The following is a 25,816-nucleotide window of genomic DNA, read 5'->3' as shown; positions in this document are numbered from 1 at the left end:
CCTCAGCCCGCGGCCCGTCCCGCCGACAGCAGGTCGTGCAGCGTGCGGCGGGCTGCCGCGGGGCTGAAGCGGGCCTCCAGACGACGGCCCGCCGCGCGGACCAGTCGGCCGTGCAGGGAGTCGTCGCGGATGAGGCGCACGATCTGTGCGGCGATACCGGCCGGGTCCTCGCCGACGAGGACGTGACGGTCGTGCTCCAGGCCCATGCCTTCGAAGGCGAGCGCCGTGCCGACGACCGGCACCCCGCGCTCCAGGGCCTCGCCCACCTTGCCCTTGACCCCTGCCCCGTACCGCAGGGGAGCCACGGCCAGCCGGGTGTGCGCGTACGTCCCGGCGAGGTCTTCGACCCAGCCGTGCACGGTCACCCCCTCACCCGCGAGGGAGGTCACCGACTCCGGGGCGGAGCTGCCCACCAGGTCCAGGGCCGCCTCGGGTACCTCGCGCCGGACCAGCGGCATGATCTCGTGTGCCAGCCAGCGGGCCGCGTCGACGTTCGGAGCATGCTGGTAGTGCCCGACGAAGAGGACCCGTGCGCCGGTGGGGGCGGCGCAGTCCCGGGGGGCGTCGGCAGGGCTGTGGATGTTGGAGAGCACCCGGATGTCGGCGTCCGGGACCAGGCGCGCGAGGGCCTCCTGCTCGTCCGGGGAGACCACCAGCGTCACGTCGGTCTCACCGACCAGGAACAGTTCGAGGGCGCGCGTGGCCGCGGCCTGGGCCTGCAACCTGAAGCGGTCCGCGTCCCCCTGTTCCCGGGCCAGCCGTGCCTGTCGCCCGAGGCGTCTGAAGTGCAGGTCCACCGTGTCGTACACCACGGTGCAGCCGGGGGCCGAGTCCCTGACGGCGCCGAGGAGTTCCACGGCGGGCTGCGGCCGGCACAGCAGGGCGAGGGCGATCCTGCGGCCCTGCTCGTGCAGGAACCTCACCTGTGCCCGCCGGTCGGCGAGGACGGCGACCCCGAGGTCCGCCAGCGCGGCGGCGTACCGCTGCTCGGCGCGTCCGTCCAGGGGGAAGAAGAGGACCTGCCCGGCCCAGTCCGCGGATCTCCGCGATCATGCGGGTCAGGCGCAGGGATCCCGAGTCGCGGTCGGGGGTGGGCAGTTGGTGATCGACGATCAGAACGGTGTCGGCCACAGGTGTGCCCGGTTCCGTGGTGCGCACGTGGGTCAGCTCGCCAGGAGTACGGCGAGCAGGGCGGAGTTGAAGCCCTTGAGCGCCTCGCGCCAGGGGCCGCTCTGCTCGGTCTCGCTGATGATCCGCTCGGCCCGTTCCCCGACGGCCTTCTTGTCCTCGCCGGGAAGGAGCGCGGCCAGGGCGCCGATCCCGTGCAGGATCGTGATCAGGAGTGCGGTCTGCTCGTCCGGCTGCCGCCCGTCCGCCAGCGCACCGCGGATGCGTGCGAGGACCTGGTCCTCGTGGGCCGGGTCGGCGGACGGCCAGGAGTTGGTACGGATCACGCCGAGGAACCGGCCCTGCTCGTGGCGCAGGTGGCCCTGCTCGACGAGGCCTTCGAGCAGGGGCCGCCACGAGCGGTGGCCGGTGGTCTCGGCCGCCCAGCCCAGACTCGTGTCCTTGGCGGACAGGGTGGTGAGGGCGTCGTCGAGGACCGTGTCGCCGGTGGGGGCGGTGTCGCGTACGACGACACGGCTGTCCGCGGGCCGGTCCTGCGGGGTCTCGACGGCGATGCGGCCGGCCCGTACCAGGTCCAGCAGGACGGCGGTGCCCACGGCGCGGTGCCGGCGTCCCACCTCGATGGTGGTGCGGCCGGACTCGTCGTCGAGGAGGAGGAGGGCGAGATCCTGTGCGAGGGACATGGCGTCTTCACTTTCTGTCGGTGTGGTGGGTGAGGGGAAGCGGTGGCGGGCGGATCGCTCAGACGGGGCGCTGCAGGGCGCGCTCGCGGCGCGTCGCCATGGCGGAGCCCGATTCGCGGCGTGCCGTGCGGCGCAGTACCGCCGGTGCGACGAGCAGGCCGAGGGCCGCCCAGAGGCCGAGGACTCCCACCGTCTCCCAGTGCCGCCAGCTCTCCCCGATCTCGGCGGCCACTGCGCCGGCGGGCAGCAGCGCGGCCCGGGCGGCCAGGCCGATCCAGTAGAGCGGGAAGACCTCCGCCACGTGCTGGACCCAGACGGGCAGCTGGGAGGCGGGGTAGAAGATCCCGGAGACGGAGGCGAGTCCGAAGAGGGGGATCATGACGAGGCCGATGTTGCGCGGGCTCTCGATGAGCGAACCGAGGATCGCCCCGAGGGGCAGCATCGACAGCAGGCCGAGCGGCAGCACCCAGGCCAGCGCGAGCCATAGTCCGGGATTGCCGGGCGAGACGTCCGGCAGCATGAGGATGCCGGTGAGGACCACGACCGCGCAGGCGGCGAGCACGGTGCCGGCCACGTTTATGATCTTGCCGATGAGGTAACCGGGCATGCCGTGGGGCATCGCCTTGAGCCGGAGCAGCGTGCCGTCCTGGCGGTCCACGATCAGCTGCTGGGTGAGGCTCAGCATGCCGTTGAAGGCCACGCACATGCTGATCAGACTCGGCAGGAGGAAGCCGGCGACGGACATCCCGGTGTTCCCCAGCTCGTTGTCGCGCAGCATGTGGAGCGGGGCCAGCAGGCCGACCAGCCAGACGAGGTTGCTGGCGAGGTCCTGGCCGTTGGTCACCATCTGGTGCAGTTCCCTGCCACCGCGGTGCAGTCCTTGCCGGACCGTGGTCCGCAGGGGATGCACGGTCGCGCTGGTGGTCGTGGTCATGGACGTGCCGCCTTCCCGGTCGTCGTACCGGCCGTTCACAGGGCCGCTCCCGCGAGCCGTCGTGCCGCCTCGTCCGTGCGGCCCACCTCGGCGTCCCTGACGACAGCGAGGTAGACGTCCTCCAGGTTGACCTGGCGTACCCGGAGGTCGGCGACATCGTCGCCGTGCTCCGCGAAGAGCCCGCGGAGGAAACCGGTGACGTCCGGGGTCCTGTGCCGGTGGCCGGTGCGTCCCGTCGTCCAGGTCACTTCCACGTCCGCACCGATCCGGCGGGCGAGTTCGTCGACCGTTCCGTGGGCGATGATCCTGCCGGCGACCAGGATGAGGACACGGTCGGCGAGCTTCTGGGCTTCTTCGAGATCGTGGGTCGTCAGGAGGATGGTGTTCCCCTGGTCCGCCAGGACCCTGACCAGGGCGTGGAACTCCTGGCGGGCCTCCGGGTCGAATCCGACGGTCGGCTCGTCCAGGAAGAGCACCTCGGGGCGGCCCACCACTCCGATGGCCAGGTCGAGACGGCGGCGCTGACCGCCGGAGAGGCTGCCGACCCGCTGCTCCGCCTGGTCGGTCAGCCCGACGAGTGAGAGCAGTTGCCCGGCGTCCCAGGGGCGCGGGTGGTGCGGGGTCGAGTAGGGGGCGTAGAACGCGGCGAAGTGCTCCAGCAGTTCCCGGACGTGCCACTTGCCGTGGTCGCGCCAGGACTGCAGGACCACGCCGAGGCGCGAACGCCACCGTTCGTCGCCCTCCGAGGGGTCGGTGCCCAGTACGCGCACGGTCCCGGCGGACCGCTCGCGGAACCCTTCCAGGATCTCGATCGTGGTGCTCTTTCCCGCGCCGTTGGGTCCCAGCAGCGCGACGACCTCACCCCGGCGCACCGAGAAGTCCACGCCGTGCAGCACCTGGTGGCCGCCGTAGCGCATGCACAGGCCGCGCACCTCGATCACGGGCGCGCCGGGCCCGTCGGGCCGGGCGGCGGCCCCGCGGTGAGGGGTGCGCGGGGCCGCGGCCCCGTCCTTGTCCTTCATCTGCTCCGTCCCCGCCTTCTCGTTTCGTTGCCCGTTGGGGCTGTGGGTCCTCTGCCTGCGTTGCGCCGCCCCGGGGTCGCCGGGACTGCGTCAGCGGCCGGCGGGGGTGCGCACCACGAGGGATGCTTCTACGATGTCGGCCGCGGCGCGCGCGCCGCCCGCCTCGGCCATCTCCTTGCGCATGGCCCCGAGCCGCCCGCCGATCGCCGTGTCGGTGACCGTCTCCCGGACTGCCGCGCGCAGCGTCTGCGGCGTGATCCGGCCCGGCAGGACGACCCGGCCGAGCCCGAGGGCCTCGATCCGCTGCGCCGTGACGAACTGCTCGACGCCTTGCGGCAGCACGACCAGGGGAACGCCGTGGGCCAGGCCCTCCAGGACGCTTCCGGTGCCTCCTGCGGTCAGGAAGACGTCGGCGTGGGCCAGCACGCTCATCTGCGGCACCCACTCGTGGACCTCGACCCACGGGGGAAGGGCGCCGAGCCGGGCAGGGGCGTCGTGACCGCTGCCGTGGCCGGTCGCGAGTACGACGTGCCAGCCGGAGCCGTCGAGTTCCTCGAAGGCCTGCACGCACCGGCGGAAGACGTCGGTGCGCCGGTTGTACGTCGTCCCGAGCGAGACGAGCGCGATGCGCCGGTCCCCTTCGGGCGGCGTCCACCGGCCGTGGCCCTCCCGCTGCCAGGGGACGGGGCCCACGAAGGTGTGCTGCGCTCCCACCCTGTCGGCCTCGAACTGCAGGGACCGGGGCATCGCCACGATGCAGGGGGCATTCTCGGACAGGGCTCCGGTCCCTTCCCCGACCGACGGGCCGGTGGCACCGCCGGCCAGGGCGTGTGTGGGTGAGAACTGCACTTCGGGAACGTTCCACTGGCGGGCGAGGAGCGGGGCGTGTCCGGTGACGGTGTCGTACACCACGAGGTCGGGCAGGTCGTCCGCGTAGGCGGCGGCGACCTGGGGCAGTGCGATGCGGCACTCGCGGCGGAAGGCGTCCACCGCGAGGCTGCCGTCGTCGTCGGCGGGCAGCCAGGTACGGCCGGGAGCGGTGCGGCTGGGGAAGGCGGAGGTGTAGCCGATCCCCGTGGCGCCCGTCTGCTCGACCAGCGGGGCGAAGTCGTCGCCGGTGGCGAAGGTGACCCGGTGACCGCGGGCCACCAGTTCGGCCGCGAGGCCGAGCATGGGGTTCACATGTCCGTGCAGCGGAACGGACATGAGGGCGATGTGTGCGCCCGGGCCGCGGTGCGTGGGCATGACCTTGCCTTCTCCTTGCTTGGACGGGTGGGGCCGGCGGCCTACTCGTTCGGGTCGGCGGGGGCCTGCGCCAGGTCCGCGATGCGCCGCAGCCGCTCCAGGTGGGCGGCGAGCGCCGTGCGGCCCAGGGGGGTCAGGCTGATCCAGGCCCTGATGCGCGAGTTGAGCGTCTCCTTGCGCATCGTGACGTAACCGGCCGCCTGGAGGATCTTCACCTGCTTGCTCAGCACCGAGTCGCTCACCCCCAGGGCGTCCCGCACGACGGGGAACGCAAGGGATTCGACGGGGGCGAGCATCGCGCAGATCTGGAGCCGGTTGATCGGGTGGATGACTTCGTCGAAGTCCACCGGCGGTTCGGCGCCCGGCTGCTCCTGCGAGCCCGCGCCCGTCACGGCCGCAGCTCCTCGGCGAGGGTCCGGTCCAGGCGCCGGCCGGCGGCGACCACGGCGATCAGAGCGGCCACGCCGCATGCCGCCATCGACCAGCGCAGGTCGGCCACCCATTCCAGGACCAGCCCGAGGGCGATCAGCGCCACCACGAACGGCCCGAGGAACGACGTGGTCCGGCGCAGGCCGGGCGTTGCGTAGTAGCGGTCGAGGGACACACCGGTGGCGCGGCCGGCGGCCATCGTCAGCAGGAGCGGGCCAAGCGAGAGCCCGAGGACCACACCGTAGGGGATGAGGTCCCAGTCGATGCTGACGGAGGCGAAGGCGAAGAGGAGGCAGCAGCCGACGCCCGGGTAGTACCACCAGGGGCTGGGTGTGCGCGCCACGATGCGCGCCCGGGCCGCCGCGACCTGCTCGAGGGCCGCACGCGCGTCTGCCGGATCCATGGTGACCACCTCTCCGTCCACTGGTCCACGTACCGTTTCCATACTGGAAACAATAACCTCGACTTTCCAGTGTGGCAACAGGCGGTTTCATCCGCGCGCCGCCAGCTCCGCCGCGACCTCATGGGCGGGGCCCACGTCCCCGAGCACGACCACGGTGTCCGTGACCGGCACGAAGAGGGAGCGCGCCGCCTCCGACACCGCCTCGCCCGACACCCCACCGAGCAGCCGCGGCCTGCGGATCACCCACTCCAGTCCGCGCCCGGAGACCATGGTGTGCCGCAGGGCGTCCGCGAGCAGGCCCGGCGAGTCGAACGCCGTGAGCAGCTGAGCCGCACAGTACTGCCGTACGGTGTCCAGCTCCTCGCGTCCCGGCGGTACGGCGGCCAGCGCGGCGGTCTCCTCGCGCACGTCCCGGACCGCGTCGGCAAGCGACCGGCGCGGCGCGGTGACCCGGACCAGTGCGCGGGCACGGTCGGCGACGAGGTCCCGGGCGGCGAACACGACGTGGTCCGCCCGGCCCAGGCGGCGGCAGCGCTCCGCCAGGCGCGCCCCGAAGTGCCCTCCGAGCAGGGCGGTCGCCAGGTAGCGGGCCGCGTCTCCGTGCCCCTCGCGGGGCGGTTCCGGTGCACACAGCGTCAGATGGACGGCAGCCGCGGACGGTTCCCGCAGGGCGAGGACATCGGGAACACCGGCCGGAGCGGGTACGCGGGGCCGCAGGACGGGCAGGACGCGCACCGGGGCGGCGGCCCGCCAGCCGCCGAGCGCCCGCGCGGCCTCCTCCACCGCGCGGCGGGGCGACACGTCGCCCACCACGACGAGGACCGCGTCCCCCGGCGACAGCAGTGCCCGGTGCAGCGCCGGGAGGGTTTCGCCGCCCGCCCCTTCGGCAGCCGCCTGCGGCCCCAGCCAGTGCAGACGCAGCGCACCGTCCATCCGGTGCTCCGGCGAGCGCCGCAGGGATCCGCTTCCCGACTCAGCGTATCCGTCCCGCAGGCGGGCGGGATCCAGCAGGTCCGCCACGATGCCCATCAGTCGGGGGAACTCCCGCGAGGGCGCCCACGCGCTGACGTCCGCCCACTGGCCGCCGGTGGACACCTGCAGTTCTCCGCCGAGGCGCAGCGCCCGTGCCGACGCAGCGGCGGCCCGGTCGGCGGCGCGCAACAGTCCGGCCGCCCGTTCGGGGCGACTCCACCCGGCGGGACCGAGCGATACCCGCAGCCGCACCTCGACCAGACCGGCCCGCCGGTCCGGTACGGCCATCACCCGCAGGCCGTTGCCCAGGACGGTCTCCCGGGCGCCGTCGAAGGCCGGTGACACGCCAGCCCCGAGCGGCGGCATGGGGCGCGGCCGCCCGGTCGGTCGCGCCGGCCCCGCGGGCTCCGCGGCAGGGGCGGTCCCGGCAGGGGCGGGCGCCGGGGTCGGCGGGGTCGCGGGGGACGGGCCGCCGCGCACCTCACCCGGCTCCAGCACGAGGACGGCCCGGTGCGCGTCGGCCAGCGCACCGGCCGCGGAGGCGACCTGCTCGGCGGTGGTCTCGGTGATCAGCCCGGGGAGTTCCAGCGCCAGTTCGGCCCGGCCGTGCAGCAGCTCGAAGCGGCCGAGCGCACGGCAGCGCCGCTGCAGGTCTGCGTGGTCGCGCCGGTGGCGGGCCGCGAGCGAGCGGGCCGCAGCCACGGTGTCGCCTCCGGACGGGACCACCGCGAGCGGATCGCGGAGCCGGGACCACCACTCGTCCAGCCGGCCGGTGAAGTCCTCCGGGGCCTGGCCGTCCGGGAGCAGTGAGGTCACCACGAGAACGTCGGGAGAGACCGCGTCGAGCGGGCCGAAGAAGCCGCAGCCCGCCCCGACGGGCCCGGTGAAGGGCCGTGGCAGGCTCGACGCGCCGGGCCGTCCGGTGAGTTCCGCCAGGACCATGTGGGCCACGTACGCGGGAAGTTCGGAGGTCGGGTCCGGCAGCAGGTGGCCGACGGCGACGGCCGTGCGCACCGCCCGCGGATCGGTGCGCCGCAGCAGCCGGTCGCGGTCGGGCGCGGGCTCGCCCAGCGGCTGCCGGCTGGCGACCGCGCGGGCGGGGACGTCGCCGAAGTGGCGTTCCACCAGGTCCCCGAGCTGCTCCGGGCCCTGCGGGCCGACCACCGTCAGCACCGCGTTCGAGGGCGCGTAATAGGCGTCGAAGAAGCGTGCGCAGTCCTCGGGCGTGATCCGGCCCAGCTGCTCCGGGTCACCGTATCCGTCGTGCGCGTTGGCGAAGGTGCGGAAGAGCGCCTGGGGCAGCAGGGGCCACGGGAAGCCGCCGTACGGCCGGCCGTCCCGCATGTGCCGGATCTCCCGGGCCACTTCCACGAGTTGCGCGGACAGCTCGGCGGGGGCGAAGCGCGGGGCGCGCATCCGGTCGGCCTCGCGGAACAGGGCCTGTTCCAGGGCCTGGGCCGGGACCGTCTGGAAGTAGTCGGTGTAGTCCTGGTGGGTGGTTCCGTTCGCGGCGCCCGCGAGCGGGAGCAGTCCGTCGAAGAAGGCGCCGTCGGCGATGCTGGCGCTGCCCCGGAACATCAGGTGTTCGAAGAGGTGGGCCATGCCCTCCTGGCCCGGCCGCTCGGAGCGGAACCCGACACCGTAGTGCACCGCGACCGCCGCCCGGGGCGTGGGCCAGTGCGGGGACAGGACCACGCGCAGGCCGTTGGGCAGGGTGCGCTTGTGCAGCCCGCCGCCGGCCGGCGCCGCGTCCGGGGTGGCCCGTGTCTGCGGCACGGCCGGTGTGCGGATCATGTCTGTCTCCCAAGGTTTCCGGCTCAGAGGTCCAGCAGGAACATCGCGAAGCCCGTGTACTTCTCGAAGGTCTTCTCGTCCCAGCCGACGTAGGCCGTGTAGTCGTGCAGGTGCAGCAGGACCCGCAGGGCGGCCAGCCGGCCCCAGTCATCACCGAGGTCGCGGCCGTATCCCTGGAAGAGCGCGTCGAGCAGGCGCGGCCACGCGGGATGGCCGTCACCCCGGTACCACTTGAGTTCGATGAGTTCGCCCAGGAGCCAGCCGAGGTCGAAGTACCAGGGGGCCAGGCACAGGTCCTCCCCGATCAGCAGGTCGGCGCCGCCGGACGGCATCGCGGGGACCAGGGAGCCGAGGGCGGGTGCGCCGTGGCAGAGCACGGGTTCCGGCTCGTCCGCGATCCGTGCGCACAGTGCGTGCAGCGCGGCCATGCGCGTCTCGCCGAGGCGGGGACGCAAGCGCGACTCCGCGTACGCGGCCCGGGGGCTCGCGGCCCTGCCGGCCAGCCAGTCGGCGAACCGTACGAGGCCGCGCGGCCGGGCCTCCGGACGTCCGGCCGGGTCCTGGGGCACGGGCGTCTCGTGGAGGCCGCGCAGCAGGCTGCCGACCCCCTCCAGAACGGCGACGAGGTCCTCGTCCGGGCCGTGGTGCAGCAGGCGCCGGGCGACCGACTCCGGGCCGCGCACGTGGTAGCGGCGCCCGCCCGGTTCGGCGGTCTCGGTGCCGGCCGCCCAGCGGACGGCGCCGGTCGACGGCCCCGGGCCCGGCTCTGTCAGCGCGATCGGCGGGACGAGGCCGGGCGCGGCGAAGGGCGAGGGCGACAGGGGGCCGGGACGGCGCACCCACGTGTACCCGTGGTCCGGGTCCCCGGTCACCACCGTCTGCAACAGACCGGTCCCGAACTCCCGTCGCACTTGGGCCTGTTGGGTCGGCGCCCGCCCGATCGCGGACCCGGTCGCGGGTGAGGTGGCGCTCATGCCCGTGCTCCGTCCGCCAGCACCGCCGCGTACGCGAGGGCGCTCACTTCCTCCGGCGGGCTCCCGGCCCGTTCCCGGCGCTCCCGCTCCTGCTCGCGTTCCCGTTCGGTCCTGCGGTCCTCGATGCGACGCAGCGCCTCGGTCAGGGGCGGCGGGACCCAGCCGTCCTCCCGCCCGGTGGTCAGGCTGTACCCCGGGGCCGGTGGCACGAGAACGACATTGGGCCGGGCCGCCAGGGTGGACCAGTGCGACCGGAACGCGGGGCTGTCCATGCCGCCGGGCGGCAGCGAGGGAGCCACCGCCACGATCGCGTCGGTGCACTGGAGGGCCAGCAGCGCGGGTGTGTCGGCGAGGCCCAGCGCCAGCCGGGCGGTGAAGTGGAACGTCGACGGGTAGACGAGCACGGCCTGGGCCCACTCGGCGTACTCCACGTGCCGGGCTCGGGTGCACTCATCCCAGGCGTCGATCTCCACGTCCTCCTCCAGGCGCAGGCCGAGGGAGAGCGGGGTGACGAACCGCTCGGCGCTGCGGCTCATCGCCACGCGCACGGCCAGCTGCGGGTACTCGCGCCGGAGCCAGCCGAGCCACTGGGGCAGCCCGATGGCCGAGGCCGAACCGGTGACGACCAGCAGCAGCCGGGAGATCCCGAACGGCGCGGCCTGCGCGGATTCCACCGCCTCCGACGCCCCGACGGCCGCCGGCACGTCCTGTCGTGGCGGGTGCGCCGTCATGCGGCATCCACCAGACGGAGCAGGGCCTCGAGCTTCCCGCAGCGCGGCGGGACCGCCCTCGGTCATCGCGACGCCGGTGACGTTGAGCACGATCTCGTCGACGCCGGCCGCCGTGAACTGGGCGAACTTCGCACGGATTTCGGACTCGTCGCCGTAGAGAAAGGCGTCACCGCCCACCAGCGCCTTGCCGCTGGCCTCCGGGTCGGCCTTCATGTCCACGTCGATGCCGGAACGGCTGAGCATGTCGGTGTAGTGCGGCAGCCGCATGTGTCCCGAGTTGCTGGCGAGCGCCAGCTTCGTCGCGTCGCGGTTCGGGCCGGCGAGCGCGACGGGCACGATCGCCACCACGCGCGGCACCGGCCGCCCGGTCTTCCCCGCGCCGACGCGCAGCGCGGGCACCACGGTGTCCTGAAGGTACGCGGCGGGGGTCAGCCAGGTGATGGCCACGTCGGCCAGTTCACCGGCGAGTTCGGCCATGCGCGGCCGGAGCACGCCGAGCCCCACCTGGACGGGCGGCAGCGGCATCCGCGGCAGCGCGGCACGGCAGGTGTAGAACTCGCCCTCGTGGTCCGCCTTCCCTTCCGCGAGCAGGTCGCGCACGATCGTGACGTAGTCGCGGACCGCGCCGAGCTGGCTGCGGTAGGGGGCGCCGAGGATGCTGTTCTGGAGCACCTTGGCTCCCGGCCCGAAGCCGGCCACCACGGAGTGGCCCATGGCGGCGGCGAGGCTCTGGGCCCGCAGTGCGGCGTCGTACGGGTGGCAGAAGGGCATCAGGGAGACCGAGGTGCCCACCGGGCCGCGGAAGCCGCTGGCCGCTGCGTAGGTGAACGCCTGATGGGTGTCGCTCGCGGTGCCCTGCCCCTGCCAGAGACGGCCCGCCTTGCTCCACTGGGCGAGTGCGGCGAACGGCAGGAGCTGTTCGGGGCGCGTCGGTACGAACGGCACCAGGAAGGAGTAGTCGCTCATGCCCGCGCCCCCGTTTCCAGGACGCGTGCGCCGTCGGCGGTGGTGCCGTCCTCGGCTGCCAGCATCTGGCCTCGTACCAGGCGCGCGTACACGGGGCAGTCCCGCATCAGCGTGGCGTGCTGTCCCTCTCCGACCACGCGGCCCTCGTCGAAGACGATCACATGGTCGGCGTGCTGGACGGTGGAGATGCGGTGGGCGACCACGAGCATGGCCCGCTCCCGGGCGAGTTCGTCCACCAGGTCCCGGAGCTTCTGCTCGTTGACGCTGTCCAGCTGCGAGGACGGCTCGTCGAGGAGCACGAGATCGGACTCGGAGAGCATGGCGCGGGCGATGGCGAGGCGCTGGCGCTGCCCGCCGGAGAGGTCGACGTTGCCGGCGAGGACGGTGTCCAGGCCCTGCGGGGTGCGGGCCAGTTCCCCGGCGAGACCCACCCGGTCGAGGACCCGCAGCATGTCGTCGTCCGAGACCGAGGTGGCGCTCCGGCCGAGGGTGAGGTTGCTGCGGACGGACTCCTGGACGAGCGTGGCCGATTGGTCGACGTACGCCATGCGGCGGCGCAGGTCGCTCAGGGGCCAGTCGGCGACGTCCCGCCCGAAGACGCGGACGCTGCCGCCGTCGGCGAGGGCGAAGCGCTCGATGAGTTCGAGCGACGTCGTCTTGCCGGAACCGGACAGGCCCACCATGGCGGTGAGTCCTCGCGCCGGTACGCGGAAGTCCGCGCCGCGCAGCACCGGAGTCGAACCGTAGCCGAACCGGACGTCCTCGAACTCGACGGCGGGTGCGGCGGGCCGGCGCTCCGGCAGCGTCCCCCGGTCCTCGTCGCCCGCCTCCTGCTCCATTGCGAACAGGCTGGTGAAGCGCTCCCGCGCGACCACGCCCATCTTGAGGGCGGTCACCGCGGACGCGATCATCATCAGCGGTGCGGTGAGCTGGAGCAGGTACAGCAGGAACGCCACGAAGTCGGCGAGCGTGAGTCGCCCGTCCAGCATCCGGGCCCCGCCGCCCGTGATCACGGCGACCAGTGCGATCTGCTGGCCGAGTGTGATCACCGGCATCATGAGGGCTTCCATGCGTGCCGCGTCGATCTCGCGTCGGGCGACGTTCTCGGCGTGTTCGGCGAGGTCGTCGCCCACCTGCTGTTCGGCGCGGTAGGCCTTGATGACCTTGACGGCGTCGGTGGCGGCGATGTAGCGCTGGGCGAGGTGGCTCGTGACCTCCTGGACCGACACGTAGCTGCGCCGCAGGCCCTTGACGACACCGGTGATCAGCACAGCCGCGACCGAGAAGGCGCCGAGGGTCACCAGGAGCAGCACCCAGTCGATGAACCCCATGATCACGAGGGTGCCGACGGTGGTGAGCGCGGCCATCGGCAGCTGGATGGGGCCCGCGTCGATCAGCTTCTTGATCCGGGACGTGTCGGCGGTGATCCGGGCGACGAGGTTGCCGCTGCCCTCCGCGCGGATGTCGGACACCTTCATGCCCAGCGTGTGGCGCATCGTCCGGACCCGCAGGCGGCAGATCATCCGCTGGCCGAGGCGGGCCAGCAGGAACGTGGCGCCGGCGCCGGCCAGGGCGGAGCCGATGCCGAGGGCCACCAGAAGCCCGGTCCACCAGGTCAGCCCGTCGTCACCGAGCGTCGAGAGCAGCTTTCCCACCACCCACGGCAGGGTGAGGGTCGACGCGGTCGACAACAGGGCCAGCAGGGCGACGAGCGCGATCTGGCCCTTCCGGTCGGCGGCGAGTTCCCGCAGGATGCGGAAGTCTTGGTTGGGGTCGGGCACGGCCACTGGGCGTCTTCCTTTCACAAAGCGCGTGCGGTTCCTCGGGCGGGCGGAGCTCAGCGCGGGGCCAGTTCCAGCAGGGTGCGCAGCCCCGTACGCCCCCGCCAGGTGACCTTCAGCCCGGCCTCGGTGCACAGCGCCTCCAGTTCCTCGGCGGAACGCGACGGAGCGGGCATCATCGAGCGGAACTGCAGTTCGGTGGCCGGGCCGTTCGCGGGCATGGCCACGTCGGCGAGCAGGATCCGGCCCTCCGGTCCCGCGGCGTCGCGGCACCGCCCGAGGATCCGTACGGCGTCGTCGTCGCACCAGTCGGCGAGGATCGCGGAGAGCAGGTAGACGTCGGCGCCCTCGGGCAGCGGGTCGAAGAAGCTCCCCACCACGGCTTCGGCCCGGTCGGCCACCTCGCTGCGCGCGAAGCGGGCGCCGGCCTGTTCCGCGACGTTCTTGAGGTCGACGAGCGTGCCCCGCAGGTGCGGGTGGTGGCGCAGCAGCGCCATCAGGATGGCGCCGAGGTGTCCGCCGACGTCGACGACACTGCGGGCGCGGCTCCAGTCGTACTCGGTGACGATGTACTGGGCGCCCCAGGACAGTGGCTGGTCGGCGACCTCGTCGAAAGCCCGGGCCTGCTCCCCCCACTCCTCGGCGTAGGCGGGGTCGTTGTTCACGCTCTCCCAGTAGCCGCCGCCGTGGGTGGGTTCGCCGGTGCGGACGGTGTGGTCGAGACGGAGCAGGGACTGCGTACCGCGGCCGATCATGCTGTCGTTGCGCAGCACCTGGCGCATGCTGAAGGGGTGGTCGGACAGCAGCGGCTCGCCGACCGGGGTCAGGGAGTAGTGCCGTCCCTCGTCGTCAGCCGACAGGATGCCGATGTCGGCCAGGTGGCGCAGGAGGGAGTCGGTGACATCGGGCTGCGTGCCCGCGCGTTCGGCGAGGGCCTCGGACGTGGTCGCGCCGGCCTTGATGTGGTCGGCGAGGCACAGCGTGGCCGTGGCTCGGATGGCGGCCGGGGTCAGCAGGTCCGCCATGGACATCAGTTTCTCGTAGGGCTGGGGCTCTGCCATCGGTCGCGCCTCACGCTGGAAGTTCTGGGGGTGGAGGGGTGGTGCGGCGTGCGCGGGGAAGGCCCGCGCACGCCGCACCGTGTGATCCCTGAAGGGAGATCAGCAGCCGTCGTCGACGGTCTTCGAAACGACCTGACCGCTCATCCAGCTGATGCTCGCCGACACGGCGGCGCAGCCCCAGGTGGTGGCCGGGGCGTCGGAAGCCGCGGACAGGTTGATCTCCTCGACGGAGCTGTATGCCTCGTAGCCCGACAGCAGCTCTACGATGGACGTGGCCTTCTCCATGTGCTCTCTCCTAAATGAGTGCGTGAATCGAGTGGGCTGCTCGCCGCTCCGCTTGCCCCGGAGCGGTGAGCGCGGCTCTGTGGCCGGTTCTTCAGCAGGTGGCTTCGTACGTCGCGGCGCTGAGGAAGCTGACCGCGGCGGAGGCGCAGTACCAGGTGGTGGCGGGCGCGTCGGCGACGGCCGTGACGTCGAGGTCGCTCGCGTCCATGTAGGTCTCGTAGCCTGCGACGAGTTCCATGATGCTGTCGTTGCTGTTCATGATTCTTCTTTCTCGTTCGAGTGCTTGAGCTCAAGACAGGAAGCGCCGTTGGCGCTTCCTGCGATGGGCTCATCGCGTGTCGCGCTCCCCGCCCGGCCCACCGGTCCTGGTGGTCCGGGCGTTCGGGATTCGATGTGGGCGCTCAGGCCGCGGACGGCAGGTTGCGCGCCGGGTTGGCCGGGTCGATCCCGGCCTCGGTGAAGTGCTCGACGACGGTGCGCTCGGCCGCCTCCGGGGTGTCGGAGCTGTCGACCAGGGCCGTGGCGAGGACGCTGGCGCGGTGCTGGCCGAAGCTCAGGCCCTGTCGGCCGGAGTGGGGGTCGGTGGGCTCCCAGGCCGTGGCGATGCCGGGGCGCAGCTCCTCCACGAAGGAGGAGGTGTCGGCTCCGATGCCGGGCATGTCCTCCAGCGCTGCGGCGAGTTCGGGAGCAACGGGTGCCAGCTCGCCGTCCAGGTAGACCACGAGCGCGTCGCGCCGGGGGTAGAGCTCGGGCGCGGACAGCACCTTCGCCCGGTACGGGAGCCCGCGCTCCTCCAGGAAGGACAGTGCGGCCCCCCAGACCCCGATGGCGTCGTCGACGTTGGTGACGTTCACGTAGAGCCGCAGGACGTCACGGCCCCCACGGCGCGGTGTCGAACCGTCCACCAGGAAGAATCCGGGCGACAGCCCCGGTCTCGCCGAGGGCATCCGCAGCCGGACGACGTCCCCGGGCTGCACGTCCGAGGAGTTCACCTCGGCGCCGGCGCCGGTGTCGGCGTCGGCCGACGGCCCGCCCGCCGTGACCAGAACGCCTTCCGGCGCCCAGAAGCGCACGCCTTCGCGCTCCACCAGCACCCGGGTATTGCCTTTGTCGTCCTGCTCGGCCCCGGAGCGGGCCACCGCGCTGGTGAGGATGTCCGCGTGCGGCACGACGGCGGCGAACCGGGCCTCGAGGGCCGGGTCCCTCAGCCGCGTCGGGATCTTGGTGTCCTGCTGACCCGAGTGGAAGACGTCGTAGATCGCTTCGGAAAGGATCCGACGCAGCTCCCGGGGCGTCTCCGCCTCGGTTTCGCGCTCCCCGACCCGGGCCGCCGAACGGTCTGCCGAGACGTTTATGCGCCGCATTACTTCGAGTACATCTGACGATAGCATCGCAACAGCTCCCCGCTCTTCTGTCGTCACGCTACTTTCACGTCCCCGAATCCGAGTGTCAATGAGAATTTCTCCGGATTTACGACCGCCGCTCGACCGACGCCGGCCGCCGCCCGCTGAATACCCGTAAGCCGGGAAGAGGACAGGGCGCCCGCAACGAGTCGATCCAGCAAATGCCATCCGGCGAATGCCGTCGCCCGCACGGCGAGGCCGTCGTCCACCTGGGTCCGCACCGTCCTGTAACCCTGCCAGAATTCGGCCACCAGGGGTAGCAGACGCTGCATCTTCTCAACACCGCGCTGAATTATCAATTCGTGCGTGAATTCAACGTCGACGAATATATCGTCACCCCTGTTGGTCACGACGTCAAGGACCGATCGGTAAATCCATTCACCCGCGAACGCGCCGACGTCGCGCGCCGGATCGGCCAGCCGGAATTCTTCCCAGTCGGCGACGTAAATGGCATCCGGATGCACGAGCAGCTGGTCCACGCGGAAGTCGCAGTGCGACGGCACGCGCGGCGACGACTGCTCCATGTCACGCAGCCGCTCCAGGGCTGCGATCAGCACGGGGTCGCCCTGGAGGAGGCGCCATGCCTCCAGTTCACCCGCGCTGGACTTGACGTAGACGGACATGGGAAGACCGCGCAGGAACGGTACGGGCGGAAAGGGCGGCGGCTCGTCGTCCAGTTTCGCGGAGTCCGGCGGGACGGCCCCGTGCAATTGCCCAATGATGCGGCCTATCCGGTGCGCATGTTCTCCCGTGAACACTTCGTCCACCATCAGCTGCGCGCCGTTCTGTGCGTCGACGATGCGCTCGAAGGCGACCACGTTGTGCTCGGCGTCGCTGCCCAGCAGAACCGGGCGATGCAATTCGGGCGGTCGGGCGGCGGCGGCGAACTCCTCGAAGGCGAGCATGCGCCGCATGCGTGCACGGATGTCGGGAGCGGCCCCGGTGAGGCGTTTGACGAACACCTCGGTCCCATCGGCGGTGAGGCCGGCCCAGGCATCGTTCCTGCCGATGGGAGAAGTGACCGAGTCCCGCACGAAGGGCCCTACTCCGAGGTCGACGAGGAGTTTGTCGACCTCCGGAGCGGCGTCGAGATCCACGGGCGCCACTTCTTTTTGCATGACAGCCACCTACTTCTCCCCTCAAGCACAAAGAATGAATCCCTACGGGCACCACGAAGCACTGCACAGGACAGCGCAGGACGGAGCACGCAAAGGACGACCGAATCGGCGGATGGCCGAATCGGGGGTCCACTGGGAAGGAAGCGGTCGGGCGGGTTCTGCACATGTGCACCCGGCGGCGGAATCACGCCTGCCGGACGGTGCAGAAGTCAGCGCGACCGTTCGCGGAAATGAGGGCGCACTGCGGCGCCGTAAAAAATGCGCTTCGGATCAGCCGGAAACGCGGGCACCGTTCGAAGCGGCGCGAAGAAGAGCGGGACTATTGATGTCAGCGCCCATGAAAATTTTCGTGCGATGCACTTTTCGTTCCCCCGTTGTTCATCGAGGGCAGGTCCGCTCCTCGACTGATCAGCACCGTATGCATCCTGCATCCACATCCGCAAGGCGACGATCGGCTGTGTGACGCACGCCACTTTCCAATCCTGCAAGACGGGCTGTTCATAACGGGATCAAAGCCACGCAAGCGGCATGTATCGCCTCCATTTGGAGTCCGTAAACAGCGTTGCGCGGCGACGGGCGGGCCTGAAGGATCAAGGTGTGCGACCTCGGGTAACCTGACGCGGTCGACGTCGACCAGCGGCCGAGCTGCCCCTCCGCCGCGTGGCGACCGCTGCCCCGGCGCGAGTGCTGCGCCCCGCGGATCCCGCCGCCCGCCACCCGGGTGCGGGCGTGTGAAGGCCCGTCACATCTGCGTCCCGCAGCGACCGTACGGACATTTTTCAGCCGATTATCGAGCTGCCTGATTCAGCCAGATCTTTCTTCTCCGTACCACCCGAAGGCAGTTCCCGGCCCGCACGCCGGGCGGACGGAGTGCGGATCGTGTGAAGAGATCTCTCCAACCGGGCGGGTGGGGTGCGCGGTTCGCCAGCCCACTCGGGCGGTGACAGCGGGGTGCCCGGCCCGCGAGAACGGCGAAGCCGGGCAGCGCGTGGTGCGCTGCCCGGCTTCGCCGTGCGTATCGGTGGGGCCGGTGGGGCCGGTGGGTCAGACCGTGCGGCGGCGGGCCTGACCGCCCGTGCCGACCCGGCTGCGGGCGGAGGCCGCCGCGGCGCCGCCGCCGGAGCCGCCCGCGCCGCGTCGGCCGCGGTCGCCGGATCCGGTGACCGAGCCGCCCTGGCCGCCCTGGCCGCCGCGACGGGCCTGGCCCGAGCCGGAGGACGCCGGGGCCTGCCCGGAGCCCGCGCCGGACCGGCGGGTGCGGCCGCCGGCCGCCGGGGCGCCGCCCGCGGCGGCGCCGCCGCGTCCGCCGCCCGAGCCCGAGCGGCGGCGCGAGCCGGAGCCCGAACCGGACCCGCTGCGCGCCTTCGGCGCGGGCTGCTGCGGAACCTCCAGCACCACCGGGATGCCCGAGGGCTCCTTGGCGCCGGTCAGCCGGGCCAGCTCCTCGTCGGAGGACTTGATCTGGGCGGTGCGCGGGGAGATCCCGGCGTCCGACATCAGCCGGGTCATGTCCCGCTTCTGGTCCGGCAGGACCAGGGTCACCACGCTGCCCGACTCGCCGGCCCGGGCGGTACGGCCGCCGCGGTGCAGGTAGTCCTTGTGGTCGGTGGGCGGGTCGACGTTGACGACGAGGTCGAGGTCGTCGATGTGGATGCCGCGGGCCGCGACGTTGGTCGCGATCAGTGCGGTGACCTCGCCGGTCTTGAACCAGTCCAGGGTGCGGTTGCGCTGCGGCTGCGAGCGGCCGCCGTGCAGGCCGGAGGCGCGCACGCCGTCGGCGAGGAGCTTCTTGACCATGCGGTCCACACCGCGCTTGGTGTCCACGAACATGATCACCCGGCCGTCGCGAGCGGCTATGCGCGTCGCCACGGCCTTCTTGTCGGTCTCGTCCATGACGTAGAGGACGTGGTGCTCCATGGTGGTGACCGCGCCGGCCGACGGGTCGACGGAGTGGCCGACCGGGTCGGTCAGGAACATCTTGACGAGCTTGTCGATGTTCTTGTCGAGGGTCGCCGAGAAGAGCATCGTCTGGCCCCCGGGCTCGACCTGCTTGAGCAGCGCGGTGACCTGCGGCATGAAGCCCATGTCGGTCATCTGGTCGGCCTCGTCCAGGACGGTGATCGACACCTGCGAGAGGTCCGCGTCCCCGCGGTCGATGAGGTCCTTCAGGCGGCCGGGGGTGGCGACCAGCACCTCGGCACCGCGGCGCAGGGCGCCCGACTGCCGGTTGATCGACATGCCGCCGACGACGGTGGCGATACGGAGGTTGACGGCTGTGGCGTACGGGGCCAGGGAGTCGGTCACCTGCTGGGCGAGTTCGCGTGTCGGTACGAGGACCATCGCGAGCGGCGCCTTCGGCTGCGCGCGGCGGCCGGCGGTACGGGCCAGCAGCGCCAGGCCGAACGCCAGCGTCTTGCCGGAGCCGGTGCGTCCGCGGCCGAGGAGGTCGCGGCCGGCGAGCGAGTTCGGCAGGGTCGCGGCCTGGATCGGGAACGGCTCGGTGACGCCCTGGGCGGCGAGGGTCTTCAGCAGCGCCTCGGGCATGTCCATGTCCTCGAACGCGGCGACCGCCGGCAGTGCCGGGACGGTCGGCTCGGGCATGGTGAATTCCTGGGGCCGGGGGGCGGGGGCGGACTTCTGCCGTCCCGCACCAGCCTTCGGACGCCCCTGGGCCGCTCCTCGTCCCCGGGCGGGGCGGCGGCTGGGTCGTGCGGAGCTGGAGCTGGTCATGCGAGAAAGCCCTCCTGAAACCGGCAGGTAAAACAAAGGTCGAGACAGCAGACAAGCCGGGGCCCGCACCTCTCGGTGCGGACCCCGGCATGCTGAGAAAATTAGGCGGGAACGATGTTCTCCGCCTGGGGGCCCTTCTGGCCCTGCGTCACGTCGAAGGACACGCGCTGGCCCTCGGTGAGCTCACGGAAGCCCTGGGTGGCGATGTTCGAGTAGTGGGCGAAGACGTCCGGACCGCCACCGTCCTGCTCGATGAAGCCGAAGCCCTTTTCCGAGTTGAACCACTTCACGGTGCCAAGTGCCATTTTAAATCTCCTGAATAGGCGGCAAGGGCCCCATCCGGAGATTCCGGCAAAACAATAAAAGCGCCTGCGGAGCATTCCCGTCAGGCGCACATAAAGTTCATGGGTACCACAACTGCAACGCTCCCTAAGCTAGCACACCTCGCTTCCGGCGTGCGGGCGGGCGGGTGTGACCTCCGCCCGCCGCCCCGCAGGCTGCCCGGAACGGCCCGTGACCCGCGCCTCCCGGCCGGGCGGGAACTACAGGCGTTCGATGATCGTCACGTTGGCCTGGCCGCCGCCCTCGCACATCGTCTGGAGGCCGAAGCGGCCGCCCGTGCGCTCCAGTTCGTGCAGGAGCGTCGTCATCAGCTTGACGCCGGTCGCGCCCAGTGGGTGGCCCAGCGCGATGGCACCGCCGTTGACGTTGACGCGCCCGGGGTCGGCGCCGGTCTCCTTCAGCCAGGCCAGGACGACCGGGGCGAACGCCTCGTTGATCTCCACCAGGTCGATGTCGGCCAGGGACATGCCGGTCTTCTTCAGCGCGTGGGCCGTCGCCGGGATGGGCGCGGACAGCATGCGGATGGGGTCCTCGCCCCGGACCGACAGGTGGTGGATGCGGGCCCGCGGGCGCAGGCCGTGTTCGCGGACGGCCCGCTCGGAGGCGATCAGCAGCGCCGCGGCCCCGTCGGAGACCTGGGAGGAGACGGCGGCGGTGAGGGTGCCGCCCTCGATCACCGGCTTCAGCGCCGCCATCTTCTCCAGGGTGGTGTCCCGGCGCGGCCCCTCGTCCGTGGTCACGTCCCCGTAGGGCACGGTCTCGCGGGCGAAGCGGCCCTCGTCGATCGCGCGGACCGCCCGCCGGTGGGAGCGGAGGGCGAACTCCTCCATGTCGCGGCGCGAGATCCCCCACTTCCGGGCGATCAGCTGGGCGCCGTGGAACTGGTTGACGGGGGCGTCGCCGTACCGGGCGCGCCAGCCGGCGGATCCGGCGTAGGGGCCGTCGGTGAGGCCGAGGGGTTCGGCCGCCTGCCGGGAGGCGAAGGCGATCGGGACCATCGACATGTTCTGGGTGCCGCCGGCGACGACGAGGTCCTGGGTGCCGGAGAGCACGCCCTGCGCGGCGAAGTGCACGGCCTGCTGGGAGGAGCCGCACTGGCGGTCGACCGTGACCCCGGGGACCTCCTCGGGCAGGCCGGCGGCGAGCCAGGCCGTGCGGGCGATGTCCCCGGCCTGCGGGCCGACCGTGTCGAGGCAGCCGAAGACGACGTCCTCCACGGCGGCGGGGTCCACCCCGGACCGGTGGACGAGTTCCCTGAGGACGTGCGCGCCGAGGTCGGCCGGGTGGACGGCGGACAGGCCGCCCCCGCGCCGCCCCACGGGGGTGCGTACGGCGTCGACTATGTAGGCCTCGGGCATCGGGACTCCTCGGTCGGGCGGGCGGTCGGATCTGTCAGGTGGGGCGCAGGGCGATCCCGTCCAGGACCATCGACAGGTACTGGCGGGCGATCTCGTCGGGGCTGTGCTGTCCGCCCGGCCGGTACCAGGACGCCGCCACCCACACCGTGTCGCGCACGAAGCGGTAGGTGAGGCGGATGTCGAGGTCGGCCCGGAAGACCTGGGCGGCGACCCCCCGTTCCAGCGTCCCCAGCCAGGCCTTCTCGAACTTCACCTGCGAGTCGGAGAGGTAGTGGAAGCGGGGCTGGGCGGAGAGGGTGCGGGATTCCTTCTGGTAGATCGCGACGGCGGCGCGGTGCCGGTCGATCTCGCGGAAGGACTCGGTGACGAGGGCCTCGATGGTCTCCCTGGGGCCGAGACCGGCGGCGAGGACGGCGTCGTAGCCCTCCCACAGCTCGGTCAGGAAGGCGGAGAGGATCTCGTCGAGCATCGACTCCTTGGAATCGAAGTGGTAGTAGAGGCTGCCGGCGAGCATCCCGGCGGCGTCGGCGATCTTGCGGACGGTGGTGGCGTTGTAGCCCTGCGCGGCGAAGACTTCGGCGGCGGTGTCGAGGAGTTCCCGGCGCCGTTCGGGCGAGGGCGTCACCTGCGGCTTCTTCTTGGCTGCGGGCGGGGCCGCGGGCTTGTTCGTTGGCACGCGTCCATTGTCGGGCAGGCCGTTACGGGTGCTGGCTGCTGACGGACACCGTCTCGCCCGTCATGTACGAGGCGTAGCCGCTGGCCAGGAAGACGATGACGTTGGCGACCTCCCAGGGCTCGGCGTACCGGCCGAAGGCCTCGCGGGCGGTGAGTTCGGCCAGGAGCTCCTCGCTGGTGACCTTCACCAGGTGGGGGTGCATGGCCAGGCTCGGGGCGACGGCGTTGACGCGTACGCCGAACTCCGCGGCCTCCAGGGCGGCGCAGCGCGTGAGCGCCATGACCCCGGCCTTGGCCGCGGCGTAGTGGGCCTGGCCGGCCTGGGCGCGCCAGCCGACGACGGAGGCGTTGTTGACGACGACTCCGCCGGCGCCGGAGGCCCGGAAGGAGCGCAGTGCGGCGCGGGTGCAGCGGAAGGTGCCGTTCAGGGTGACGTCGAGGACGCGGGTCCACTGTGCGTCGGTCATGTCGACGAGGGCGGTGGTGCCGCCGAGTCCGGCGTTGTTGACGACGATGTCGAGGCGGCCGTGGGCCTGCTCGGCGAGCGCGAACAGCGCTCCGACCTGCTGCTCGTCGGTGACGTCGCAGGGCAGGGAGGCGACGCGGCCGGGACCGAACTCGGCGGTGAGCGCGTCCTCGGTCTCCTTCAGCCGGCGGGCGTGGGCGTCGCCGATGACGATGCGGGCGCCCTCCTCCAGGAAGCGGCGGGCGGTGGCCCCGCCGATCCCGGCGCCCGCGGCGGCGGTGATGACGGCGGTGCGGCCTCGCAGCAGGTGGTGGCCGGCGGTGTACCGGGGCTCGTTCATGCGAACTCCTCGACGCTGCTCATGACCGTACGTTAACCTACCAAACACTTGTTAGGGAAGTGACGGCGTTCGAGGAGGCGGGCACCCGATGGACCTGACCCAGACGGCCGGAGTGGACGCCTTCCGGGCCGAGGCGCGCGCCTGGCTGGCCGAACACGTACCGGCCGCTCCCCTGCCCTCGCTGGAGACGCGGGAGGGCTTCGCTGCGCACCGGGCGTGGGAGGCTCGGCTGCACGCGGACCGCTGGTCGGTGGTGTCCTGGCCCGAGGAGTACGGCGGGCGGGGCGCCGACCTCCCGAAGTGGCTGGTCTTCGAGGAGGAGTACTGGGCGGCGGGCGCGCCCGGCCGGGTCTCGCAGAACGGAATCAGCCTGCTCGCGCCGACGCTCTTCGACCACGCGACGCCAGAGCAGCGGGCGCGCGTGCTGCCGCCGATGGCGAGCGGTGAGGTGGTCTGGGCGCAGGCCTGGTCGGAGCCGGAGGCGGGGTCGGACCTGGCCTCGCTGACGTCGCGGGCGGTCCGGACGGACGGCGGCTGGCTGCTGTCCGGGCAGAAGACCTGGTCGTCGCGGGCGGCCTTCGCGGACCGGGCCTTCGGCATCTTCCGCACCGACCCCGACGCCCCGAAACCGCACCAGGGGCTGACGTACCTGATGTTCGACCTGCGGGCGGCGGGGGTCACGGTGCGGCCCATCGGCCGCCTCGACGGCAAGCCGGCCTTCGCCGAGCTGTTCCTGGACGGGGTCTTCGTACCGGACGAGGACGTGATCGGGGAGCCGGGGCAGGGCTGGCGCATCGCGATGTCGACCACCGGCAACGAGCGCGGCCTGACCCTGCGCTCCCCCGGCCGGTTCCTGGCGGCGGCGGACCGGCTGTCCGCCCTGTGGCGGCAGCGGAGCGATCCGGCCGACACGGCGCTGCGCGACCGGGTGGCGGACGCCGTGGTCGGCGCGCGCGCCTACGAGCTGTTCACCTGGGCCGCCGCCTCCCGGTTCGCCGCGGGCGGGGCGGCCGGCGCCGAGTCCAGCCTGAACAAGGTGTTCTGGTCGGAGTACGACATCGCCCTGCACGAGACGGCCCTGGACCTGCTGGGCGCGGACGCCGAGCTGGCGGACGGGCCGTGGGCCGAACCCTGGATCTTCTCGCTGGCCGGGCCGATCTACGCGGGGACGAACGAGATCCAGCGCGACATCATCGCCGAGCGGCTGCTCGGCCTGCCGAAGGGCCGCCGCTGATGCGTTTCCTGCCGACCGACGAGCAGTCGGACTTCGCCCGTACGCTGCGCTCCCTGCTCGGGGCGGCGCAGGTCCCGGCGGCCGCACGGGCGTGGGCGGACGGAGCGTACGGGCCCGGGCTGGCGCTGCGGTCCCGCCTCGCGGCGACGGGCCTGTTCGCGCTCGCCGCGCCCGAGGCGTACGAGGGGGCCGGGCTGCTCCCCGTGGAGCTGGCGCTCGGGTTCGTGGAGCTGGGCCGGGCGGGGGTGCCGGGGCCGGTGGTGGAGAGCGCCGCCGTATCGGTACTGCTGTCGGAGCTGGGGGACGGGGCGCTCGCCGAGCGGTACCTGCCGGGTCTGGTCGCGGGCGAGGCCTGGGCCACGCTGACGCTGCCGGCCGACTGCGGCGGCGGCCCGTACGCGCTGGACGCGGAGGCGGCGACGTACCGCTTCGCCGTGTCGGGGGCGGGCGAGCTGCGGCCGGCCGCAGCGGGCGGCACCCTGCGGTCGACGGATCCTGCCCGGCGGCTGTCGCGCCTCTCGACCGGTGGGAGCGAGCCGCTCGCGGCGGGACCGGCGGTGGATCGGGCCGCGCGCACGGCCGGGCTCTGGGCACGGCTGCTGACGGCGGCCCAGTGCCTGGGCGTGGCCGAGGCACTGCTGGAGCGGACGGTCGGATACGTGAAGCAGCGCACGCAGTTCGGGGTGCCGATCGGCTCCTTCCAGACGGTCAAGCACCGGCTGGCGGACACCCTCGTGGCGCTGGAGTTCGCGCGGCCCCTGGTGTGGGCGGCGGCGCTGTCACTGGCCCCGGGGGACGTGGCCGCGGCGAAGCTGCGCTGCGGCGAGGCGGCGTACCGCGCGGCCCTGACGGCGCTCCAGCTCCATGGTGCGGTCGGCTACACCGAGGAGCTGGACCTGTCGCTGTGGCTGCGCAAGGCACGCCCGCTGCGGGACGCCTGGGGGACGCCGTCGGCCTGCCGGACCCAGGTGCTGCGACCGCTCACACCCGGGTGACGTGGAGTCCGACCACGTAGCTCTCCTGGACCGTGCCGTCGGGGAAGTGCCGTGCCAGGAGGGCACGTTCCGTGTCGACGAACACGCGGGTGCCGGACTCCCCCAGCATCAGGAAGGCGGAGTGGCTGGCGAGGTTGGCGAGGTGCGCCTCCAGCGGAACGCTCCGCGACCAGCGCACGGAGCGGGAGGCGAAACCGCCCGGCACGCGGGGCAGCGTACGGAAGCCGGTTGCCTGCTTCGCCCCGAAGAACTCCGCCAGGCGGGCCTCCTGCTCGCCGATCCAGGGGACGGTGGTGTCGGCGTCGTTCCACCAGAGGGCGAGCGCGCCGCCGGGCCGCAGCACCCGGCGGGCCTCGGGGACGGAGCGGGCCGGGTCGGTCCAGTGCCAGGCCTGGGCGTAGGTGAGGAGGTCGACGGCAGCGGTGGCGAGCGGGAGTTGGTTCCCGTCCCCGCGCACGATCGGGATACCGGGGTGCGCGCGGCGCAGCTGCGCGGCCATCCCGTCGCCCGGTTCCACGGCGACGACCTCGGCTCCGCGCGCGTGCAGCAGGGCGGTGGCGATCCCGGTGCCGGCGCCGACGTCGGCCACGCGGGCGCCGACGAGCGGCCGGCCGACCAGCTCCTCCAGGGCGTCGAAGAGGGCCGGCGGGTATCCGGGCCGGTGGGCGGCGTAGGAAGCGGCCGCGGCGTCGAAGGAACGGGCGCGTGTCGTCATGCGTCCATTCTTTTCGATCACACGAACGACGC

Annotated in this window: 24 protein-coding genes; 2 read left to right on the top strand and 22 right to left on the bottom strand. The window is 72.5% G+C overall.

What is annotated here, in order from left to right; translation table 11 throughout:
• Positions 1-2: 2 nt before the first annotated feature.
• The 21 genes from AC2RP6_RS28680 to AC2RP6_RS28580 all read right to left on the bottom strand — a co-directional run bounded on the left by AC2RP6_RS28680 (position 3) and on the right by AC2RP6_RS28580 (position 22,840).
• Positions 3-923, bottom strand: coding sequence for a glycosyltransferase (locus AC2RP6_RS28680; protein WP_486448794.1), 921 nt, complete (start codon positions 921-923; stop codon positions 3-5).
• Between the two features lie 240 nt (positions 924-1,163).
• Complete coding sequence (locus AC2RP6_RS28675) at positions 1,164-1,811, bottom strand: GOLPH3/VPS74 family protein (RefSeq protein ID WP_486448793.1); 648 nt, start codon at positions 1,809-1,811, stop codon at positions 1,164-1,166.
• A 58-nt stretch (positions 1,812-1,869) separates the two neighbouring features.
• Positions 1,870-2,745: an ABC transporter permease gene (locus tag AC2RP6_RS28670; protein WP_486448792.1), complete on the bottom strand. Its 876-nt coding sequence runs from the start codon at positions 2,743-2,745 to the stop codon at positions 1,870-1,872.
• A 35-nt stretch (positions 2,746-2,780) separates the two neighbouring features.
• Entirely contained in the window at positions 2,781-3,662 is an 882-nt protein-coding gene (locus tag AC2RP6_RS28665; protein ID WP_486450482.1) for an ABC transporter ATP-binding protein, read from the bottom strand.
• A 195-nt stretch (positions 3,663-3,857) separates the two neighbouring features.
• Positions 3,858-5,012 (bottom strand): nucleotide disphospho-sugar-binding domain-containing protein, encoded by a 1,155-nt coding sequence (locus AC2RP6_RS28660; protein ID WP_486448791.1) that lies wholly within the window; start codon positions 5,010-5,012, stop codon positions 3,858-3,860.
• A gap of 41 nt (positions 5,013-5,053) precedes the next feature.
• A complete protein-coding gene (locus AC2RP6_RS28655; protein ID WP_486448790.1) occupies positions 5,054-5,404 on the bottom strand; it encodes a transcriptional regulator in 351 nt (116 codons plus the stop codon).
• Complete coding sequence (locus AC2RP6_RS28650) at positions 5,401-5,844, bottom strand: hypothetical protein (protein ID WP_486448789.1); 444 nt, start codon at positions 5,842-5,844, stop codon at positions 5,401-5,403. The genes AC2RP6_RS28655 and AC2RP6_RS28650 overlap by 4 nt, the downstream gene beginning before the upstream one ends.
• A gap of 87 nt (positions 5,845-5,931) precedes the next feature.
• Positions 5,932-8,610, bottom strand: coding sequence for a M16 family metallopeptidase (locus tag AC2RP6_RS28645; protein WP_486448788.1), 2,679 nt, complete (start codon positions 8,608-8,610; stop codon positions 5,932-5,934).
• A gap of 23 nt (positions 8,611-8,633) precedes the next feature.
• A complete protein-coding gene (locus tag AC2RP6_RS28640; protein ID WP_486448787.1) occupies positions 8,634-9,584 on the bottom strand; it encodes a phosphotransferase in 951 nt (316 codons plus the stop codon).
• Positions 9,581-11,281: an LLM class flavin-dependent oxidoreductase gene (locus AC2RP6_RS28635; RefSeq protein ID WP_486448786.1), complete on the bottom strand. Its 1,701-nt coding sequence runs from the start codon at positions 11,279-11,281 to the stop codon at positions 9,581-9,583. Before AC2RP6_RS28635 ends, AC2RP6_RS28640 begins: the two co-directional genes overlap by 4 nt.
• Positions 11,278-13,068 (bottom strand): ABC transporter ATP-binding protein, encoded by a 1,791-nt coding sequence (locus AC2RP6_RS28630; protein ID WP_486448785.1) that lies wholly within the window; start codon positions 13,066-13,068, stop codon positions 11,278-11,280. The genes AC2RP6_RS28635 and AC2RP6_RS28630 overlap by 4 nt, the downstream gene beginning before the upstream one ends.
• A 50-nt stretch (positions 13,069-13,118) precedes the next feature.
• Positions 13,119-14,123, bottom strand: coding sequence for a methyltransferase (locus AC2RP6_RS28625; protein WP_486448784.1), 1,005 nt, complete (start codon positions 14,121-14,123; stop codon positions 13,119-13,121).
• Positions 14,124-14,222: 99 nt separating this feature from the next.
• Positions 14,223-14,408 carry an LxmA leader domain family RiPP gene (locus AC2RP6_RS28620; RefSeq protein ID WP_037848572.1) on the bottom strand — a complete coding sequence of 62 codons (186 nt, stop codon included), beginning with the start codon at positions 14,406-14,408 and terminating at the stop codon, positions 14,223-14,225.
• Between the two features lie 91 nt (positions 14,409-14,499).
• Complete coding sequence (locus tag AC2RP6_RS28615) at positions 14,500-14,667, bottom strand: LxmA leader domain family RiPP (RefSeq protein ID WP_486448783.1); 168 nt, start codon at positions 14,665-14,667, stop codon at positions 14,500-14,502.
• A 142-nt stretch (positions 14,668-14,809) separates the two neighbouring features.
• Positions 14,810-15,772 carry a T3SS effector HopA1 family protein gene (locus AC2RP6_RS28610; protein WP_486448782.1) on the bottom strand — a complete coding sequence of 321 codons (963 nt, stop codon included), beginning with the start codon at positions 15,770-15,772 and terminating at the stop codon, positions 14,810-14,812.
• A 53-nt stretch (positions 15,773-15,825) separates the two neighbouring features.
• The gene (gene lxmK / locus AC2RP6_RS28605; RefSeq protein ID WP_486450481.1) at positions 15,826-16,929 is read right to left on the bottom strand and encodes a class V lanthionine synthetase subunit LxmK; all 1,104 of its coding nucleotides are present in this window, start codon (positions 16,927-16,929) and stop codon (positions 15,826-15,828) included.
• A gap of 1,044 nt (positions 16,930-17,973) precedes the next feature.
• Positions 17,974-19,659, bottom strand: a complete 1,686-nt coding sequence (locus AC2RP6_RS28600; RefSeq protein WP_486448781.1) for a DEAD/DEAH box helicase — start codon at positions 19,657-19,659, stop codon at positions 17,974-17,976.
• A 101-nt stretch (positions 19,660-19,760) separates the two neighbouring features.
• Positions 19,761-19,964, bottom strand: coding sequence for a cold-shock protein (locus AC2RP6_RS28595; protein WP_030662250.1), 204 nt, complete (start codon positions 19,962-19,964; stop codon positions 19,761-19,763).
• A gap of 237 nt (positions 19,965-20,201) precedes the next feature.
• Entirely contained in the window at positions 20,202-21,359 is a 1,158-nt protein-coding gene (locus AC2RP6_RS28590) for an acetyl-CoA C-acetyltransferase (protein WP_486448780.1), read from the bottom strand.
• Between the two features lie 34 nt (positions 21,360-21,393).
• Positions 21,394-22,035 carry a TetR/AcrR family transcriptional regulator gene (locus tag AC2RP6_RS28585; protein ID WP_486448779.1) on the bottom strand — a complete coding sequence of 214 codons (642 nt, stop codon included), beginning with the start codon at positions 22,033-22,035 and terminating at the stop codon, positions 21,394-21,396.
• Between the two features lie 22 nt (positions 22,036-22,057).
• A complete protein-coding gene (locus tag AC2RP6_RS28580) occupies positions 22,058-22,840 on the bottom strand; it encodes an SDR family oxidoreductase (RefSeq protein ID WP_486448778.1) in 783 nt (260 codons plus the stop codon).
• An 88-nt stretch (positions 22,841-22,928) separates the two neighbouring features.
• On the opposite strand from AC2RP6_RS28580, the gene AC2RP6_RS28575 reads away from it, so the two are divergent.
• Together AC2RP6_RS28575 and AC2RP6_RS28570 are read left to right on the top strand one after the other, a co-directional pair.
• The gene (locus AC2RP6_RS28575; RefSeq protein WP_486448777.1) at positions 22,929-24,074 is read left to right on the top strand and encodes an acyl-CoA dehydrogenase family protein; all 1,146 of its coding nucleotides are present in this window, start codon (positions 22,929-22,931) and stop codon (positions 24,072-24,074) included.
• Entirely contained in the window at positions 24,074-25,069 is a 996-nt protein-coding gene (locus AC2RP6_RS28570; protein ID WP_486448776.1) for an acyl-CoA dehydrogenase family protein, read from the top strand. The genes AC2RP6_RS28575 and AC2RP6_RS28570 overlap by 1 nt, the downstream gene beginning before the upstream one ends.
• On the opposite strand, the gene AC2RP6_RS28565 is transcribed toward AC2RP6_RS28570, so the two are convergent.
• Entirely contained in the window at positions 25,056-25,784 is a 729-nt protein-coding gene (locus AC2RP6_RS28565) for a class I SAM-dependent methyltransferase (RefSeq protein ID WP_486448775.1), read from the bottom strand. The two genes, AC2RP6_RS28570 and AC2RP6_RS28565, sit on opposite strands and share 14 nt — an antisense overlap.
• Positions 25,785-25,816: the final 32 nt, after the last annotated feature.

It is taken from the genome of Streptomyces sp. WAC03905 (genome assembly GCF_057371075.1).
The sequence above is the reverse complement of the archived record's forward strand: the minus strand, read 5'-3'. Positions and strand labels throughout refer to the sequence as shown.

Excerpts from the sequence above, each read along its gene's own strand:
- AC2RP6_RS28675 (WP_486448793.1), bottom strand. The coding sequence starts at position 1,811 with ATGTCCCTCGCACAGGATCTCGCCCTCCTCCTCCTCGACGACGAGTCC.
- AC2RP6_RS28670 (WP_486448792.1), bottom strand. The coding sequence starts at position 2,745 with ATGACCACGACCACCAGCGCGACCGTGCATCCCCTGCGGACCACGGTC.
- AC2RP6_RS28665 (WP_486450482.1), bottom strand. The coding sequence starts at position 3,662 with ATGCGCTACGGCGGCCACCAGGTGCTGCACGGCGTGGACTTCTCGGTG.
- AC2RP6_RS28660 (WP_486448791.1), bottom strand. The coding sequence starts at position 5,012 with ATGCCCACGCACCGCGGCCCGGGCGCACACATCGCCCTCATGTCCGTT.
- AC2RP6_RS28650 (WP_486448789.1), bottom strand. The coding sequence starts at position 5,844 with ATGGATCCGGCAGACGCGCGTGCGGCCCTCGAGCAGGTCGCGGCGGCC.
- AC2RP6_RS28645 (WP_486448788.1), bottom strand. The coding sequence starts at position 8,610 with ATGATCCGCACACCGGCCGTGCCGCAGACACGGGCCACCCCGGACGCG.
- AC2RP6_RS28640 (WP_486448787.1), bottom strand. The coding sequence starts at position 9,584 with ATGAGCGCCACCTCACCCGCGACCGGGTCCGCGATCGGGCGGGCGCCG.
- AC2RP6_RS28635 (WP_486448786.1), bottom strand. The coding sequence starts at position 11,281 with ATGAGCGACTACTCCTTCCTGGTGCCGTTCGTACCGACGCGCCCCGAA.
- AC2RP6_RS28625 (WP_486448784.1), bottom strand. The coding sequence starts at position 14,123 with ATGGCAGAGCCCCAGCCCTACGAGAAACTGATGTCCATGGCGGACCTG.
- AC2RP6_RS28620 (WP_037848572.1), bottom strand. The coding sequence starts at position 14,408 with ATGGAGAAGGCCACGTCCATCGTAGAGCTGCTGTCGGGCTACGAGGCA.
- AC2RP6_RS28615 (WP_486448783.1), bottom strand. The coding sequence starts at position 14,667 with ATGAACAGCAACGACAGCATCATGGAACTCGTCGCAGGCTACGAGACC.
- AC2RP6_RS28610 (WP_486448782.1), bottom strand. The coding sequence starts at position 15,772 with ATGCGGCGCATAAACGTCTCGGCAGACCGTTCGGCGGCCCGGGTCGGG.
- lxmK (WP_486450481.1), bottom strand. The coding sequence starts at position 16,929 with ATGCAAAAAGAAGTGGCGCCCGTGGATCTCGACGCCGCTCCGGAGGTC.
- AC2RP6_RS28600 (WP_486448781.1), bottom strand. The coding sequence starts at position 19,659 with ATGACCAGCTCCAGCTCCGCACGACCCAGCCGCCGCCCCGCCCGGGGA.
- AC2RP6_RS28595 (WP_030662250.1), bottom strand. The coding sequence starts at position 19,964 with ATGGCACTTGGCACCGTGAAGTGGTTCAACTCGGAAAAGGGCTTCGGC.
- AC2RP6_RS28590 (WP_486448780.1), bottom strand. The coding sequence starts at position 21,359 with ATGCCCGAGGCCTACATAGTCGACGCCGTACGCACCCCCGTGGGGCGG.
- AC2RP6_RS28580 (WP_486448778.1), bottom strand. The coding sequence starts at position 22,840 with ATGAACGAGCCCCGGTACACCGCCGGCCACCACCTGCTGCGAGGCCGC.
- AC2RP6_RS28575 (WP_486448777.1), top strand. The coding sequence starts at position 22,929 with ATGGACCTGACCCAGACGGCCGGAGTGGACGCCTTCCGGGCCGAGGCG.
- AC2RP6_RS28570 (WP_486448776.1), top strand. The coding sequence starts at position 24,074 with ATGCGTTTCCTGCCGACCGACGAGCAGTCGGACTTCGCCCGTACGCTG.
- AC2RP6_RS28565 (WP_486448775.1), bottom strand. The coding sequence starts at position 25,784 with ATGACGACACGCGCCCGTTCCTTCGACGCCGCGGCCGCTTCCTACGCC.